Genomic DNA, 14958 nt, shown 5'->3' on the forward strand with positions numbered 1-14958 from the left:
GGGGGGCGTCAAATGCGTGCGTTGGGGGGGAGTTGGATATCCAGCAAGGCGCGGCCGTGCAACTCAGCAGACGGGTTGACTTGCATTAGGAAGTGGGAAGCCATTGCATGAAGATCGCGGAAGTATCTTTCGAGCGGTCCAATTGGGACCAAGCTGCCGCCAAGATTCCTGACAAGATCGTCGGCCGCCTGCATGGCCATGTCACAGATGATCGCGCCGTCGGTGCGATAGCGAGTGCGTTGTTGCAGCGTGAACGCCTTGCCCTCCACTGCCTGGTCCCACATTTCGTCCACGTCATGCATGAGCAGGTTGAATGCTGCTTCGATCTTCGCCCCGCTCTTTCCGAGTTCAGCGAGAGAAAATCGATCCTCGGTTTGAGGTGCGTTTGTGCCTGCGGGAAAGCGCTTCTTGATCGTGTCGATATAGATGTCGAGCAAGCCGGTTGCGACAGCCGTCGCCGCCGCAGCGACAGACATGACGAAAAGGCTCGTGTGCGGTATGTCGAACATGGGCCCCTTATTCCGCTCGCGGCCTGGAACGTTGTTGCACTGTACGTCGCTCCACTTAATGCTCCGGTACGAGGGCACTCGCGCTTCGGACAGGTAGACATCCTTGCTGCCCGTCCCCTTCATGCCGAACACATTCCAGCTTTCATGGTCGATACGAAAGTCGGATTGGGGTACCAAGAGCAAACGCAGCTCCTTACCTTCGCTTCCCGTCGGAACCTCAACCAGCACCGACGCCCAATCGGCCACGTCGATCCCAGAGGCATAGGTCCACTTGCCGTTAAGAACGTAATCGTCTCCCTCCAGGCGAGCCTCTACGCCTCTGCCGACATTGCCGGTGAGCGCAATCACTACTGCATCCCGTCCATTCCCGAATACGTCGTCCTGGGCTTGCGGTGAGAACATGCCGGCCATCCACGGATGCAAGCCCGCGAGCGAAAGAATCCAAGCAGTGGCGCTATCGCCGCGGGCTACTTCGCGAGACACGCGCCACAACGTGGAGGGCCGCATGCCGAAGCCGCCGGTTTCTTCAGGCTGGCAGATTCGGAAAAAACCGGCATCCCGCAGCATCGCGGCTACCTCGCCGGAGATCCGCTTCTGATCATCATGTGCGGGGCCGACTTCGCGCAGGAAAGGAATCATTGCGTTGGCCCGAAGCACAAGTTCGTCAGTGGTGGGCTTCGTCATTTTTTTAGCTTCTTGCATAGTTATCGATTGAGGTGAACCTGTCAGTGGAGGATTTGCTGTCACCGGGTCACGCGTGCAGTTCCACGCCCATGTACTTGCCGGCCGCATAGATCAATGCCGGCGACGGAGGATCGGCAGAGAGCATTTCGGTGACTTCGCCGATGACGACGTGGTGGTCCCCAAAAGCACGAAGATCTTCAACGCGGCATACAAACGCCGCATTGGCTCCGGTGAGGGTTGGGGCCGAGTACGCTTGCATCTGCCAGTCGCCCTGGGCGCCCATGGACTCCTGCCCGCCGTAGAACCGGGAGACGTCGTCCTGGTGAGAAGCGAGGATGTTGACGGAAAAGGTGCCTGCGGCACGGAGATGAGGAAGAAGGCGGCTTTCGTTGCGGACACAAAACAGCAACAACAACGGATTCAGGCTAACTGACGTCACGGAGCTTGCCGTCATTGCGACAACCTGGTCCTGTTCGTCAGAGTGAGGGACCGCGATGACCGTCACGCCGGTCACAAATCGGCTCATCAGAGAGCGGAATTTTCGGGAGTTTTCGACGGTGAGCATAAAGGCCTCCGGCTGGTTTGTCTTGACGTCACTCTAGCGCCTGGCTGCGGGCCGAGAAGGTATCAGCAGATACCGAATGCCGATAAATCTTCGGGGGGCCGAGAAAACTACGACAAGCGGTCTCGACTCGAGAATTAACAGCTACGGGCGAGGCAGCGTGTTGCACCGAGCCAGTGCGGTTGCACTAAGTTGTCCCGTCATGCGCACCACGTTGAAGCAATTGTGGGTGTGGAGATATGAACGGTTCGGTTGAGCGACTTAGTGGAATCCCGAGGTGAAGCGGTTCTGTATCACGGGATACAGGATGGCGCGCCGCCACTACTCCAGAATTTGTCTCGCATGACACGACAACAGGCTGGGCACAGCGACCATAAAGTCCAAGCGGAGTACTTATGAAAACCACAAAACTGATATTCGGAGCGGCCGTGTTGGCCTGGGCCGCACAGGCCCAAGCTCAAAATCTTCCAGTGTTCAAGATCGGCGTTGTTACAGCATCCACCGGCGCGGCTTCGACGATTGCCGCGCCAGCGAATGCCGCGATCGAGTTGTATCGCGAGCAGCTGGCGGCGCAGAAGGATCTTCCCTTCAAGATCGAGTTCATCCACTACGACGATGCATCTGACCCGACGAAGTCCGTGAATAACGTGCGAAAGTTGATTCAGGAAGACGGCGCAGCGATGATCGTTTGTTGCACGACCACGCCATCATCGATCGCCGTTGCGAAGGTCGCTGAAGATGGCAAGACAACAGCGATCTCAATGTCGGCATCGGCGGCCGTCGTGGAGCCAGCCGCTGAAAAGCGGTTCATGTTCAAGACCCCGATCACCGAGCGCCTGATGATTAATCACACGCTCGACTATATGGCGAAGCAGGGCATCAAGACGGTCTCGTTCCTGGGTTTGGAAGATGCGTATGGGGAAGGTGGCTGGGTTGAAATGAAGGCGCTTGCCGAGAAAAAAGGGATCAAGATCGTATCCTCGGAACGCTTTGCCCGGGCGGATACCAACTTCACACCCCAGGCTCTGAAAACTTTGCAGGCGAAGCCCGATGCAGTCTACATCCACGCGATTCCGCCGTCTGCGTCTCTGGTTCATGAGGCGCTGAAGCGTGTCGGGTATCGCGGACCGATCTATCACGGTGCCGGCGCGCCTACTGCCGCATTTATCACTATCGGGAAGTCCGCTGTTGAGGGCGCGATCGTCGGTGCGACTCCGATCACCGTGTACAAGGAGCTTGGTGCGGATAACCCGCTGAGCAAGTCAATCGGTGATTTCGTCAAAGCGTACGACGGTAAGTACGGCGCTGGAAAGGCCGAGATCTTCGCGACACAGGGCTACGACGCTGTAGGCTTGGCAGTGGACGCGATCAAGCGATACGTTGCGTCCGGAAAGAAGGCAACGAACCTGGCCGAAACTCGCCAAGGCCTTCGCGACGAACTTGAGAAGACGCGCGAGTATGCGGGAAGTGTAGGGATCTTCAACTTCACGCCTACCGATCACGTCGGCCTGGATGAAAGGACCCTGTTCCTGGTTCAGGTCAAGGACGGTCAATTCCGCATGATCAAAGAATGACCGGAGACTGGGAATGAATAGCTCAATCGCCATCTTCCTAGGTGTAGACGGAATCACGAATGGAGCCGTCTACGCTCTGGTGGCCCTCTCTCTTGTCCTAGTGTACACAACGACGCGTGTCGTGAACGTAGCTCAAGGGGACTATCTAACGTTCGGTGCGATGTCTTTCGCCAGTTTTGCTGCGGGCTCATTGACTCCACTTTTGTATCTGGTGCTAGGAGTCGGCGCCGTCGCTCTGGGGTTGGACATAGGAAAGGCTATTGCGTACAAGCGAAATCCGCTGGCGCCGCTAATCAAATATGCGGTGGCCGGCAGCCTTCTCTTTGCTCTGGCGTGGGGAGCGACACATTCCCAGTCAATGCCGCTTCAGATGATCGCTGCTCTCTTGCTCGTCTCTGCTATGGGGCCGATCATTTATCAGCTTACGGTTGAGCCTCGGCCCGGAAATCCCCCGATTGTATTGTTGACATGTAGCGTCGGAGTGACTCTGATCTTGCATCCCTTAGGTTTGCTGATTTGGGGGTCCGATTCGATCACGGTTGAGCCGATCAGTTCAATGCGGCTCAGCCTCGGGCCTGTGGACCTCGCAATGCAGTCGATCTTCATTTTGATTGCGGCAGTGGTAATGACCGCCGCGCTGTTCGTGTTCTTTCGCTACTCGCTGTACGGTAAGGCGCTTAAAGCCGCGTCGGTTAATCGAGACGGCGCGCTCTACTGTGGAGTACCTGTTGGAACTGTCGGCCGACTGAGCTACTTCATCGCTGCAGGGATGTCCGCGTTAAGCGGGATGCTGCTGGCGCCTCTTGTGACCGCCAACTATGAGATGGGTTTCGTGGTCGGCCTCAAAGGCTTCGTCGGCGCCGTCACGGGCGGCCTGGTCACTTATCCCCTGTCGCTTGCAGGCGTGTTCTTGGTGGGCGTATTTGAATCCTTTTCGGCGTTCTTCAGCAGCGCCTTTCGCGATGCACTCGTTTTTGCTTTGGTAATTCCGATTCTTCTCTGGCGCAACGCCAGTCATGGTGACGACCTTGATGAGCACTGATAACACTGTTTCACGCATGCCGGCGCGGAGGGGGATGAGCCGCGAGCGACTCCTTATGCTCGTCATTGCGGCCGTTGTCGCGGTCTTGCTGGCTTCTGCGTCCACGTACTATGTGGGCCTGGTCGCAGTTGTGGGGGTCAATGCGATAGTTGTGATTGGTCTGGCCTTTGTAATGGCGACTGGTCAGCTCTCCTTGGGCCACGCAGCATTCGTCGGGTTGGGAGCCTACGGTTCTGCGCTGATTACATTGCGTTATGGCATACCGGTACTTTTGGCGATACCGGCTGCGACGGCGATGTGCGCATTGGTCGGGTACGCGCTCGCGAAGCTGACCTTGCAGCTTAAGGGTCACTATCTCCCGTTGGCGACGCTGGCGTACGGAATGGCGATCTCCGTGTGCTTTGTCGCAGCCGTGGATGTCACCGGAGGCGCTTCGGGACTCACCGGTGTATCGCCACTCTCCCTGCTCGGCTACTCGCTCGACACTCGTTCGACGGCGATTCTGATTTGGGTCGTGGTGGCATTGCTGGTCTTGGGATACACCCGAATCTATCGCGGACGTGTTGGTCGAGTGGCTCGTGCGCTCAAAAGCAATGCGGTGATGGTCAGCTCATTCGGTGCGAACGTTCCTGCGACAAGAACGCGGATATTTGTTCTGTCTGCCGCCCTGGCAGGTCTGGCTGGAACCTTGTACGCGTGCTACATGCAGTTCCTGAGCCCTTCCACGTTCTCCCTCGTGGGATCGATCAACCTTCTCATTATGGCTGTTCTGGGTGGCGTTGCCGGGCCTGTAGGAGCGATTCTTGGAGCGGCGTTTTTCATGATCATTGAGCTCGCCGCCCAGTACATGATCGCCAAAGTGTTCCAGTTGCCTGGCCAGGTAGAGACGATGCTGTTTGGTGCGATGCTCATTGTCATGCTTCTCAAGTGGCCGAGCGGGTTGCTGTCTTTGGTTCGCAACAAGTCGGGCAGCGAGATGATGCCTGTCGATGGAAAAAGCGCTGGTGTGCCCGAGATGGCGAGGCAGAAGTGCACGCCAGCTCAGCTGTCGGCCACAAACGTGGTGAAGAAGTTTGGCGGGTTAACAGCACTCTCGGATGTAAGTGTTTCGATCCCGAGTGGACGCATCACTGGCTTGATTGGGCCGAATGGAGCCGGGAAATCTACGCTTTTCAACGTGTTGACACATGTCTATCCGGCAACGAGCGGTGCAATTACTCTGAATGGAATTCCATTGCCTGCGACGAGCCGGGATGTTATTCGCCGCGGCGTTGCGCGAACGTTTCAGCATGTCCAACTCGTTCAAGAACTCGACGTCCTTCAGAACGTTCTTATTGGCGGCTACATCAATGGAAGCTCTGGTCTCTTGTCTGCTGCGCTTGGTATGGACAGGAAGGAAGAGGCCGAGCTCATTTCGGAAGCTCTGACTGTCCTACGCCGTGTGGGGTTGATCGAGGTCGCTCACACGAGAGTTTCGGAGCTTCCCTTGGGCAGTCAGCGTCTGGTGGAAGTAGCCCGGGCGCTGATGGCACGGCCTTCGATCTTACTGCTGGATGAGCCCGCAGCGGGATTGCGCGCCCCGGAGAAGGAGCGCCTTAGCCGCCTGTTGAAGAGCCTGCGCGACGAAGACGGCATGACGGTTTTGATCGTGGAGCATGATATGGAATTGGTGATGGGATGCGCAGACTACCTGTTCGTTTTGAACTTCGGAAAGCTGCTTGCGCAAGGCTGCCCCGACGACGTTCAGCGTAATCCAGATGTCATCAACGCCTATCTTGGAACGGAGCAATGACCATGTTGGAAGTTCATCGGCTGTGCGTGTCATATGGTCAAGTCCGTGCGGTAAACGAGGTCTCCTTCTCGGTAAAGGAGGGAGACTTGGTGTCGTTGATCGGCGCGAACGGTGCCGGTAAGACGACACTGCTGAAGGCCGTAATGGGCGCGCTCGTTTCTGATTCCGGGTCTGTGTCCTTAGGAGGAATTTCCCTGGGACGAGCGCCAGTTGAGGAGCGCGTTCGGCGAGGTATGTATCTGGTGCCGGAAAAACGATCATTGTTCAATTCAATGACCGTCCAGGACAACCTTGAACTAGGTACTTATGCGAACCGCAAGGGACTCAGCTTTGCTCAAGAGCTGAAGCGCATCTACAAGTTGTTCCCGATTCTAGAGGAGCGCAAGCTGCAACTTGCGGGCACGTTATCCGGGGGGCAGCAGCAAATGGTCGCGATTGGACGAGCGCTCATCGCGAGGCCGAAGGTGTTGCTCCTGGACGAGCCGTCGATTGGCCTGGCTCCGCTGATAGTGCAGCAGATCATGGATGTGATTGTGGAGCATAAGCGGCAAGAAGGGTTGACGGTTGTTCTAGTTGAGCAAAACGCCCGTTTGGCTTTGCGTGCGGCTGACAGGGCATATCTGATTGAAATCGGCCGGATTGTTAAAGAAGGTACAGGAGATGAGCTGGCGAACGACCCCCAGCTCTCAGAGATCTATTTGGGTTCGACAAAGAAGATGAAGGAGACTACAGATGCTGCATCAGCAACCGTTTAATGTGCTGCGGGCGGCATATCGGGCTGGGTCTCTGTCGCCCGTGGCCGTCACGACATCCGCACTTGATCATGCAGAACAGGTCGACGGCAAGTTGAACGCGTTCGCGCTGATTGATCGCGATCGAGCTATTGGGCTTGCGCATCAGTCCGAGCGTCGCTGGCGGGACGGTTCTCCTCTAGGATTGCTCGATGGGATGCCGATGACTATCAAGGAGTTTGCCGCCGTGCAGGGGTGGCCCACTCGGCGAGGATCCGTTGTGACTTCCGACGTTCCGGCTTCCTCGAGCGCGGTGTTCGCTGATCGGCTGCTGCATGCTGGCGCGGTGCTCTTGGGGAAGACTCGGGCCCCCGAGTTCAATTGGAAGGGCGTGACTGACAGCCCCGGCTATGGCATCACGCGAAATCCGTTGGATCCTGCGTTGACTCCCGGTGGGAGTAGTGGGGGGTGCTCTGCGGTCGTCGCCGCAGGAGTGGTGCGAGCGTCAATTGGGAGCGATGCTGGCGGGTCTGTCCGTATTCCAGCGGCATTTACAGGAACGGTTGGGCTCAAGCCGACGTTTGGCCGCATCCCTCTTGCGCCTCCGCCCAGCGCGTTCTTTAACGTGGTCAATGCCGGCCCAATAGCGGCGAGCGTCCGCGAGCTAGCCGAGGTCATGCACGTCGTAAGTGGTCCGGCGCCCGGCGACTGGACCTCGGTTGGGCTGAAAGACGTTGACTTTAATGCCATTCCGAATGCGGCCGATCTGCGAGTCGGCTTGCTTCAGGCCGATCGATGGAAAAACAGTGATGCGGTTGTGCTCCAAGGGATGTCGGAGTTCGAACGCTTGTTGACCGGTGGGGGATTCAAGGCGCAGAAGGCGGACTTCGATGTCGAAGAAGCGTCTCGCGTAGGTGCGTTCTTCTACAAGATGGGTTGCAGGGCTGCCGTCTCGTTCGTGCCTGAGGATCGCAGAGCTGAGCTTGATCCGGCACTACTAAAGTTCGTGCAGACACTGCCTCCGTTGACCGCCGATCTGATCGTTGAGATGCAGCAGAAGAGGGACTTCTTGGCCGGCCAGCTCCATCAACTATTCGACGACGTCGACGTGCTCGTTCTTCCGACAATGCCAATTCTGCCTTTCGAGGCAGGGCGGAACACCCCAGCAGGATCGGAGGTCGACGACTGGATGTCCTGGAATCCGTTTACACCGGCGTTCAATCTGGCGCAAACGCCTGCGCTGTCCTATCCGCTTTGGCCTCAAGGTGCTTCGATGCCTATGGGCGTTCAGTTCGTTGCAGCCCGAGGTCGCGATGACTTGGTCTTAGCACTGGCTGAATGGCTGGAACAGCGTCGACCAGTTCGATTGATGTCTAGCTAACGTGTTACTAGCGTGTGTCATATCTGTTGCCGGCAGCATGGGCGAGACTATGCTTGTACGGAAGACATCGAGCGCGGACGCGAGTAGTTTTGATGATGAATCTGGCGAACGCTCGTACTCGATCAACAAGGGGAAAGTCTTGACCAAAACCATCCTGTCGGCCGCGGCCGGCCTTTCGATTCTGGTAGCGTCTATGTCATCAAGCTCCGCAGGCCAAATTGGCTACCTTGGACCCGCAGGGTCATGGACACATCAAGCATGCCTGGACTTGTTTGGGCCGAGCGAGCTGGTCGCCCTCACTCGCGATGACCTATTCAAGGACTACAAATCGGGCGCTCTTGAGCGCGCCTGTGTACCTGTCACGACGTCCGTCGTTGGCGTAACGCCCTACATGGATGCCGTGCTGGAGTTGCCCGATGTGGTGATTGTGGCGGAGTATCCCAAGATGTTGGGGTACAGCTTGCTCGCCAAACCAGGCACTAAGCTATCTGACGTGAAAGAGGTGCTTGCTCACCCGGTCGCGTTCGAAGAAGTCAAGCCTTGGCTCGAGCGTGAGATGCCCAATGCAAAGCGGACAGAGGCCGCCAGCGGAGGGGCTGCGGCGAAAGCCGTTGCGAACAGCGAGACCAACGACAAGGCATCGTTCGGTCCGAAGGTCGGCGCCAGCGTGTATTCGCTTGTGTCCTTGGTGGACGGTATCGAGGAGGGGCCGCACAACGTGACTCGTTGGTGGGTGCTAGGTAGGTCGATGCCTGCTCCCACCGGTAAAGACAAGACCTCTCTACTGGTCGACGCTGCTGACGACGATCTTGATGCAATTCTCCGCAAGTTGGTCGAGGCGAAGGTGCGCGTTTTGACCATTTACGAGAGGCCCAGCAAAAAGAGCTTGGAGACGCATCGCTACCTGGTCGAAGTTGCCGGTCATGCGAAGGAGGAGCCGCTGACTGCTTTCTTGCGCGCCAACCCTGCTATTCGTCTTTTGGGCTCGTACGCGCGCAAATAGCCTCTAGGTCGTGGTCACGCAACCCGACGCTGCTCTTGGGCTGCGCCGGGTTGATGGCACATCCAAAAGTGGCGCCCTTCGTTACGGATAACTCCCTCGGTCTTTAGCTTCATGATGGTACGAGTCACTGTGACCCGGCTCGTCCCAGTCAGCGCGGCCACTAGCTCATGGGTCAGAGGCGTGTTGATGCGGACCCCATCTTCCTCAGGGACGCCGTAGAGGCTAGCCAAGCGGCTCAGAAGCTCGACGATTCTGAGATCTGGGCGTGGCATGGCGAGGAACTGTATGCGCATGCCTAAAACCCACTGCTTGGCGGCGGCTACCTCCATTAACGCGGCAGCGAAATCTACATTCTCCCGGAATGACCGCTTGACCGTCGGGTAGTCGAACTCGATGAGGACGCACGGTTCCAGTGCTGTCGCTGTTGACATCCGTGGTTGCCCCACTAAGGCAGAGCCCTCACCGATAAGGGCGCCAGCTCCCATCAGCTCCAAGATGAACTCGGCACCATCCTGTTGATAAATCTGCACCTGGACGCGTCCGCTCACAACGAAGTAGAACGTCGAGCCAGGGTCACCTTGCCGATAAAGGGTCGTGCCCTTCGGGATTTCCCGTCGTCGGCCAAGGTGCTCCGCTGCGAGAAAGATATCGGCAGTGCGAGCAGCCATGTACCAGGTTTCGGTCGCAGTTTCGCAGCGAGAGTCCATGCGTTACACCTATCGAGCGCGAACGCTTTTGAATCGTGCTGATGCAAACGCATTCGCTAATGACAAATTTCAGCGCTATGTTTGAGCAATATCAAGCCGTAGGCTACTGGCGTTTTCCCTATCCCGCGCCGGAGGGGGGCTGCGTCCTCGGCCCGGGCTCATCGAGTGCAGCGCTTTAGGCTCGATAGCCCAACTCGTTCGACGCGGCTTTTGCGGCCTTTTGCAAAGCTTCGGCCATTGATGAGGACCAGGAGGCGGGCATCTGATCTTCGTGCCCAAGGAGGGTAAGCACAAGGGCTGCGCGGCCCTCGAAGTCGAACACTGGCGCGGAAAAGGCGTTCACACCCGGGATTGGCTTGCCGGCCGTTCGGATGCAACCGTGCGCGTCAAGTTCCCGCCGCGCTTCCTCAATTTGGGGCTCGATGTCCCCGATTTTGAGCTTGCCAGTGGGCCCTTCGAATCCGAGCGCTGTACCGTTCAACGCTTCGAGAATTGCAGTGGATGTCATGACAGCGACAAAAGCGCGACCTGTCGCGGTTCCAAACGGTGACATCACGGTCCCGGCGCGCATGGCCACATGGAGCGGATGCTGCGCGTCGATCATCCGTACGATCGTAGGCCCAAGGTTTCCCCATACGGCAACGGCCACCGCCTGTCCTGTTTCACACGCCAGCCTCTCTGCGGTGGGACCGATCGCGCGCATAGGCTCCAACTGATGCAGGGCAGTCAATCCCAATTGCAAGGCTGCGGGGCCCAATGCATATCGCCCCGATTCGCCGTCCTGGCGAATGAAGCCAAGCCGGCCAAAGCTCACGAGATACGGATGGGCCCGGGAGGACGGCAGGCCTGCCTGTGCAGCCAGCTCCTTGAGCAGCATAGGTTCCGAACTGCCAGCTAATGCCAACAGCAATCGACCACCGACTTCAACCGATTGCACGGCTCGTTGGGACTTGCTGCTCTCGTCGTCGACCATGTTCATGTGGAAATGCATTTGTTCATTGCAAATGGCGCTTGATCATACAGCCAGACATGACTTCTTTGCCGCGCAGTGAGCGGCCATTGCGGGCCAGACGGCCCCGTTTCTGCAAATACGTTTGCATAGAGCAAACGGTCCGAGTATTATCGCAAACGCATTTGTCATTAGCAAACGGAGGTAGCATGAGTACGAAGGTTTTCGCTAGCCACGCTGACACCGAAGAGAAGAAGGTCAGCTTCGTTCAACTGTCCAAAAACGCGTGGGCGTACACCGCTGAGGGTGACCCAAACACCGGTGTATTTATCGGTGACGATGCAGTAATGGTGGTCGACACGCAGGCGACACCAGTGATGGCGCAGGACCTCATCCGTCGGATCCGGGATGTGACCGACAAGCCGATCAAGTACGTCCTTCTGTCCCACTATCACGCCGTCCGCGTGCTGGGTGCATCGGCCTATTTCAAGGAAGGCGCACAGCAGGTGATCGCCAGTCGTGACACGTATGACCTGATCGTGGAGCGCGGTGAGCAGGACAAAGCCAGCGAGATCGGTCGGTTCCCGCGACTGTTCAGAGCAGTCGAGTCCGTACCTGACGGGCTTACCTGGCCGACGTTGACCTTTGAAGGCAGGATGAGCATCTGGTTGGGCAATGTGGAGGTGAAGATTGCCCAGGTGGGAAGAGGCCATACCAAGGGCGACACCATTGCCTACATCGAGGAGCAAGGGGTGTGCTTCGCAGGGGATTTGGTCGAATACGAGAGCACTGCTTATGCAGGTGACTGCTACTTCAAGGACTGGCCTGTTACCTTGGATCGACTCGCCGGCTTCGGTTTCGAAAAATTGGTCCCGGGCCGCGGTGACGCGCTCCAGACCAAGGAGAAAGTCGCTGAGGCGATCGCGTACACGCGAGCGTTCGTTTCTGATCTGTACACAACAGTGAACAACGGCGTGGCCCGAGGACTTGACCTGAAGTCTATCTACAAAGAGACGTACGCGACGTTAAAGCCTCGGTATGGTCATTGGGTCATCTTCGACCACTGCATGCCGTTTGACGTAACGCGGGCGTACGACGAGGTGACCGGTCACGAGCACCCACGCATTTGGACTGCCGAGCGCGATCGCGAGATGTGGGAAACGCTGGAAGGCTGACGCTTAATAGCCCCAAGGCGCTACGGGTGCCGCATTTGCGACCTGCGGGTGTCGCAGACCAGGGCCTCGGGGGGGGCAGCTAGGGGTGCGCTCTGACGTGATGCACCTACTCGCTGCTCCGGAGAAGTTCCGACATTCGGTCTGAGGCCTGCAACGGAGTGGAAAGCACTAGAGAGGTGGTGACCGTGCCGTAGCTGCCGATCTTATTGATAACAGCCTCCAACTCCTCGCTTGAGGCTGTTCGCGCATGAACGACATAACTGTCGGCCCCTGTCACGCGCATCACCTCAATCACGTTAGGCGTGTCTTTGAACGCGTTTAGCAGTCCCTTTCCGTGCTCCGCGGCCGCGCCTATGCGAATGAGCGCGTTGATGGGAAGCCCCAGGCGGTTCCAATCCACTTCCGCACTGAACCCCTTTATGACGCCTTCGTCGGTAAGCCTCCGGACGCGCTCGGCGCAGGCGGGAGCGGTAAGCCCGACTTCAGCAGCCATGGTCTTGAAAGAAGCACGGGCATCCTTCAGGAGAAGCATCACGATCTTGCGGTCTATCGAGTCCAGGAGGTTTCGCTTGGAATTTCCCACGATGAAAAGTCTCAGCCAGAGTGGTCGATGTGAAATTTTAAGGCGGGCCCGGCACCAGGGGTGAAAAATGAGTGAAGGCCGTTCCGCATTGGATAGCTTCGCAAGCGATGAGAATCAGTGGGCCAATCTGAGAGGGCCTGCCCGTCGTACTTTTTGGAGCGCCCAAAAACCAGTCGTCCTCTGTCCTTTTTGCAGAGTGAAATTGCCCCTTGGCGGGGCGTGCTGGCGGAGACAGGGGTCTTCCTTTGCAAAAGAAAGTTTTACGCGGTTTGAAGCGCGAAGAAAAAACTAGACGGCACCATTCACCTTCGAATTTCGGGCGACACCTTTGCATCCGACTTCTACCATTGCTCTTTGAACATCGCTTTCAGGAGATGTGTATGAAGCAAGAAACCGTTAAGACCGATGGCTTCGCGTTTGTGGAGTTTGTCGCTCAGGAACCTTCGGAGCTCGTGCCCGTGTTTGAGCGCTTAGGTTTCAAGCCGGAGGGGCAGTCGGAACGCACGAAGGCCGTCCTCTTGCGTCAGGGATCGGCGGCAGTCATTGTGAATCCTGCAAAGAACCCATTCAGGGATGCACGGGGAGCGTCGGTCCGAGCGATCGCCATATACGTCAGCAATGCGCGGGACGCGGTAGCACAAGCGTTGGGTGGCGGCGCAAAGGAAGCCTTTCCTGAATTGTTCGGTGAGTTCGTCGTTTCCAGTCCCGCAATCGTTGGGATTGGCGATAGCCTCGTCTATTTCGTAGATTCCGACGTGTTCGACGAGTTCGACAAGCCGTATACGGCGTCGCCGGCGATGCCCGCTCACGATGCCTCGATCATTGCGATTGACCATACGTCCAACATTGTTCATCCAGAGAACTTGGACGTCTGGGCAGACTTCTATAAAGATACGTTCGGCTTCACTCAAAAGCAGTATCTGGACGTAAAGGGAAAGAAAACGGGCATGAGGGCGCGATCAATGGTTAGCCCTTGTGGCAAGGTGTCGATCCCCATTGCCGCTGCTGCCCATGACCAGCCAGGGACGTTAAATCAAAACGACGAGTTCATCCGCGACTACAAGGGTGAAGGAATTCAACATATCGCACTCCTTTCTTCCAACATCGAGAAGACGATCGAGTTTTTGCAGAACGCGAACGTTGAGTTCATGGATCCGCCTTCTGACAATTATTACGCAGGCATCGATGCGCGCGTGCCGGGTCATGGTCTGAACATACCCGCAATGCAGGAGCGCGGGATTCTGGTGGATGGAAAGGGCGGAAGCCGGGTGCTGCTCCAGCGATTCACACGTCGGCAAATTGGCCCAGTGTTCTTCGAAATAATTGAGCGCCGGGGTGAGGATGGTTTCGGCGAGGGCAACTTTAAAGCTCTGTTCGAAAGTCAAGAAACAGATCAGGCCAAGCGCGGAACTATCGACGCTGCTAAAGCGTAATCAGCGAACCGACTGGCGGTCGTTCGATGTGTAAGTAGTGAGGCCGGTGCCGACTGTGTCGGCCATCGGTCACGTCTTGACCCCTCGTGGCCTAGGATGCAGTGCAACCTGCCCTCCGGGCCGCACCCCGACGGTGTGAACACGTCGGTGTAGCACAAGCTGGATGTTTCACGCACAGAGCCTACCGGAACCGCTTTGGACAAGATCGCAATGTGAAGTGACCATCTGGGCGCGTCCTTTTCAAGGAAACGATCTAAGCGCAGGTTGAATTGAACGAGCTCCTGATTTAGCCAATCGACATGCCATGCTGCCGCCCAACCTCCCACGCCACAACCCGGTCGCGCGCGACACGTCATCCTGAACCAGGCTTCGCCTTTGCTCGGCTTGTTCTTCAGTTCAGATCTCTGACTCAAACAGCGCTCTGACCGGAGCATCGCGCCATGCAATTAGCTGACCCGAGTTGACACGAGTCTTTCCGAACACCATCCATACCACGTCAACTTCACCGATTTCCTTCAAGACCTTGAAACGGTCTGGATGCTGCTGGACGATGTCCAGCGCTGTGAAGCCCGAGTCAAACTCACCGTCAATCAGCCGTCGCGCAGTGTCGGAGTTCGAAAGTGTGTGAACTTGAACGGCCCAATCCGAAGGTTCGAAATAGCCCGCGGTTGGCGGGATGTAGCCCACCGATCTTGGCACAGCAACATCCGTCCGCGTGACCACGCCCATTGGCCTCGTTCTCCCAATAAAGCTGTCGACTATAAAGATCTCTCTGTAGTTGTCAAACGCAATTGAAATGTGAGCCACTTCGCGCGTCGGCGCGCAAAGTAAAT

Annotated in this window: 14 protein-coding genes; 8 read left to right on the plus strand and 6 right to left on the minus strand. The window is 57.2% G+C overall.

Going from position 1 to position 14958, the window contains the following annotated elements; all coding sequences use genetic code 11:
• Positions 1-8 precede the first annotated feature (8 nt).
• Together L540_RS20885 and L540_RS20890 are read right to left on the minus strand one after the other, a co-directional pair.
• The gene (locus L540_RS20885) at positions 9-1211 is read right to left on the minus strand and encodes an acyl-CoA dehydrogenase family protein (protein ID WP_167352874.1); all 1203 of its coding nucleotides are present in this window, start codon (positions 1209-1211) and stop codon (positions 9-11) included.
• Between the two features lie 49 nt (positions 1212-1260).
• Positions 1261-1758, minus strand: a complete 498-nt coding sequence (locus tag L540_RS20890; protein ID WP_053073274.1) for a flavin reductase family protein — start codon at positions 1756-1758, stop codon at positions 1261-1263.
• 392 nt (positions 1759-2150) lie between these two features.
• Here L540_RS20890 and L540_RS20895 point away from each other — a divergent pair, with 392 nt between their 5' ends.
• The 6 genes from L540_RS20895 (at position 2151) to L540_RS20920 (ending at position 9278) form a co-directional block, all read left to right on the plus strand.
• Complete coding sequence (locus tag L540_RS20895; RefSeq protein ID WP_043211999.1) at positions 2151-3329, plus strand: ABC transporter substrate-binding protein; 1179 nt, start codon at positions 2151-2153, stop codon at positions 3327-3329.
• A gap of 13 nt (positions 3330-3342) precedes the next feature.
• Positions 3343-4371 carry a branched-chain amino acid ABC transporter permease gene (locus L540_RS20900; RefSeq protein WP_043212002.1) on the plus strand — a complete coding sequence of 343 codons (1029 nt, stop codon included), beginning with the start codon at positions 3343-3345 and terminating at the stop codon, positions 4369-4371.
• The gene (locus L540_RS20905; RefSeq protein WP_043212019.1) at positions 4361-6163 is read left to right on the plus strand and encodes a branched-chain amino acid ABC transporter ATP-binding protein/permease; all 1803 of its coding nucleotides are present in this window, start codon (positions 4361-4363) and stop codon (positions 6161-6163) included. The genes L540_RS20900 and L540_RS20905 overlap by 11 nt, the downstream gene beginning before the upstream one ends.
• Positions 6160-6918, plus strand: coding sequence for an ABC transporter ATP-binding protein (locus L540_RS20910; protein WP_043212005.1), 759 nt, complete (start codon positions 6160-6162; stop codon positions 6916-6918). The genes L540_RS20905 and L540_RS20910 overlap by 4 nt, the downstream gene beginning before the upstream one ends.
• Complete coding sequence (locus L540_RS20915; RefSeq protein ID WP_043212007.1) at positions 6896-8275, plus strand: amidase family protein; 1380 nt, start codon at positions 6896-6898, stop codon at positions 8273-8275. Before L540_RS20910 ends, L540_RS20915 begins: the two co-directional genes overlap by 23 nt.
• Positions 8276-8468: 193 nt before the next feature.
• Positions 8469-9278: a prephenate dehydratase gene (locus tag L540_RS20920; protein ID WP_231584946.1), complete on the plus strand. Its 810-nt coding sequence runs from the start codon at positions 8469-8471 to the stop codon at positions 9276-9278.
• Between the two features lie 14 nt (positions 9279-9292).
• Here the strand turns inward: L540_RS20920 and L540_RS20925 are convergent, their stop codons facing one another.
• Both L540_RS20925 and L540_RS20930 read right to left on the minus strand, forming a co-directional pair.
• Entirely contained in the window at positions 9293-9946 is a 654-nt protein-coding gene (locus L540_RS20925) for a Crp/Fnr family transcriptional regulator (RefSeq protein WP_165590427.1), read from the minus strand.
• Between the two features lie 214 nt (positions 9947-10160).
• Positions 10161-10964, minus strand: a complete 804-nt coding sequence (locus L540_RS20930) for an IclR family transcriptional regulator (protein ID WP_053073275.1) — start codon at positions 10962-10964, stop codon at positions 10161-10163.
• A 179-nt stretch (positions 10965-11143) separates the two neighbouring features.
• Between L540_RS20930 and L540_RS20935 the strand changes: the two genes are divergently transcribed.
• Positions 11144-12109: an MBL fold metallo-hydrolase gene (locus tag L540_RS20935; protein WP_043212010.1), complete on the plus strand. Its 966-nt coding sequence runs from the start codon at positions 11144-11146 to the stop codon at positions 12107-12109.
• A gap of 106 nt (positions 12110-12215) precedes the next feature.
• Here the strand turns inward: L540_RS20935 and L540_RS20940 are convergent, their stop codons facing one another.
• Positions 12216-12692 (minus strand): Lrp/AsnC family transcriptional regulator, encoded by a 477-nt coding sequence (locus tag L540_RS20940; RefSeq protein WP_043212013.1) that lies wholly within the window; start codon positions 12690-12692, stop codon positions 12216-12218.
• A 380-nt stretch (positions 12693-13072) separates the two neighbouring features.
• Here L540_RS20940 and L540_RS20945 point away from each other — a divergent pair, with 380 nt between their 5' ends.
• The gene (locus L540_RS20945) at positions 13073-14125 is read left to right on the plus strand and encodes a 4-hydroxyphenylpyruvate dioxygenase family protein (RefSeq protein WP_048026744.1); all 1053 of its coding nucleotides are present in this window, start codon (positions 13073-13075) and stop codon (positions 14123-14125) included.
• A 396-nt stretch (positions 14126-14521) separates the two neighbouring features.
• Here L540_RS20945 and L540_RS20950 read toward each other — a convergent pair.
• The coding region (locus tag L540_RS20950; protein WP_231584944.1) for a hypothetical protein at positions 14522-14958 on the minus strand (437 nt) is incomplete at its 5' end.

The organism is Bordetella pseudohinzii (genome assembly GCF_000657795.2).
In the GTDB taxonomy this organism is placed as follows: Bacteria; Pseudomonadota; Gammaproteobacteria; order Burkholderiales; family Burkholderiaceae_B; genus Bordetella; species Bordetella pseudohinzii.

Excerpts from the sequence above, each read along its gene's own strand:
- L540_RS20885 (WP_167352874.1), bottom strand. The coding sequence starts at position 1,211 with ATGCAAGAAGCTAAAAAAATGACGAAGCCCACCACTGACGAACTTGTG.
- L540_RS20890 (WP_053073274.1), bottom strand. The coding sequence starts at position 1,758 with ATGCTCACCGTCGAAAACTCCCGAAAATTCCGCTCTCTGATGAGCCGA.
- L540_RS20895 (WP_043211999.1), top strand. The coding sequence starts at position 2,151 with ATGAAAACCACAAAACTGATATTCGGAGCGGCCGTGTTGGCCTGGGCC.
- L540_RS20900 (WP_043212002.1), top strand. The coding sequence starts at position 3,343 with ATGAATAGCTCAATCGCCATCTTCCTAGGTGTAGACGGAATCACGAAT.
- L540_RS20905 (WP_043212019.1), top strand. The coding sequence starts at position 4,361 with ATGAGCACTGATAACACTGTTTCACGCATGCCGGCGCGGAGGGGGATG.
- L540_RS20910 (WP_043212005.1), top strand. The coding sequence starts at position 6,160 with ATGACCATGTTGGAAGTTCATCGGCTGTGCGTGTCATATGGTCAAGTC.
- L540_RS20915 (WP_043212007.1), top strand. The coding sequence starts at position 6,896 with ATGCTGCATCAGCAACCGTTTAATGTGCTGCGGGCGGCATATCGGGCT.
- L540_RS20920 (WP_231584946.1), top strand. The coding sequence starts at position 8,469 with ATGTCATCAAGCTCCGCAGGCCAAATTGGCTACCTTGGACCCGCAGGG.
- L540_RS20925 (WP_165590427.1), bottom strand. The coding sequence starts at position 9,946 with ATGGCTGCTCGCACTGCCGATATCTTTCTCGCAGCGGAGCACCTTGGC.
- L540_RS20930 (WP_053073275.1), bottom strand. The coding sequence starts at position 10,964 with ATGAACATGGTCGACGACGAGAGCAGCAAGTCCCAACGAGCCGTGCAA.
- L540_RS20935 (WP_043212010.1), top strand. The coding sequence starts at position 11,144 with ATGAGTACGAAGGTTTTCGCTAGCCACGCTGACACCGAAGAGAAGAAG.
- L540_RS20945 (WP_048026744.1), top strand. The coding sequence starts at position 13,073 with ATGAAGCAAGAAACCGTTAAGACCGATGGCTTCGCGTTTGTGGAGTTT.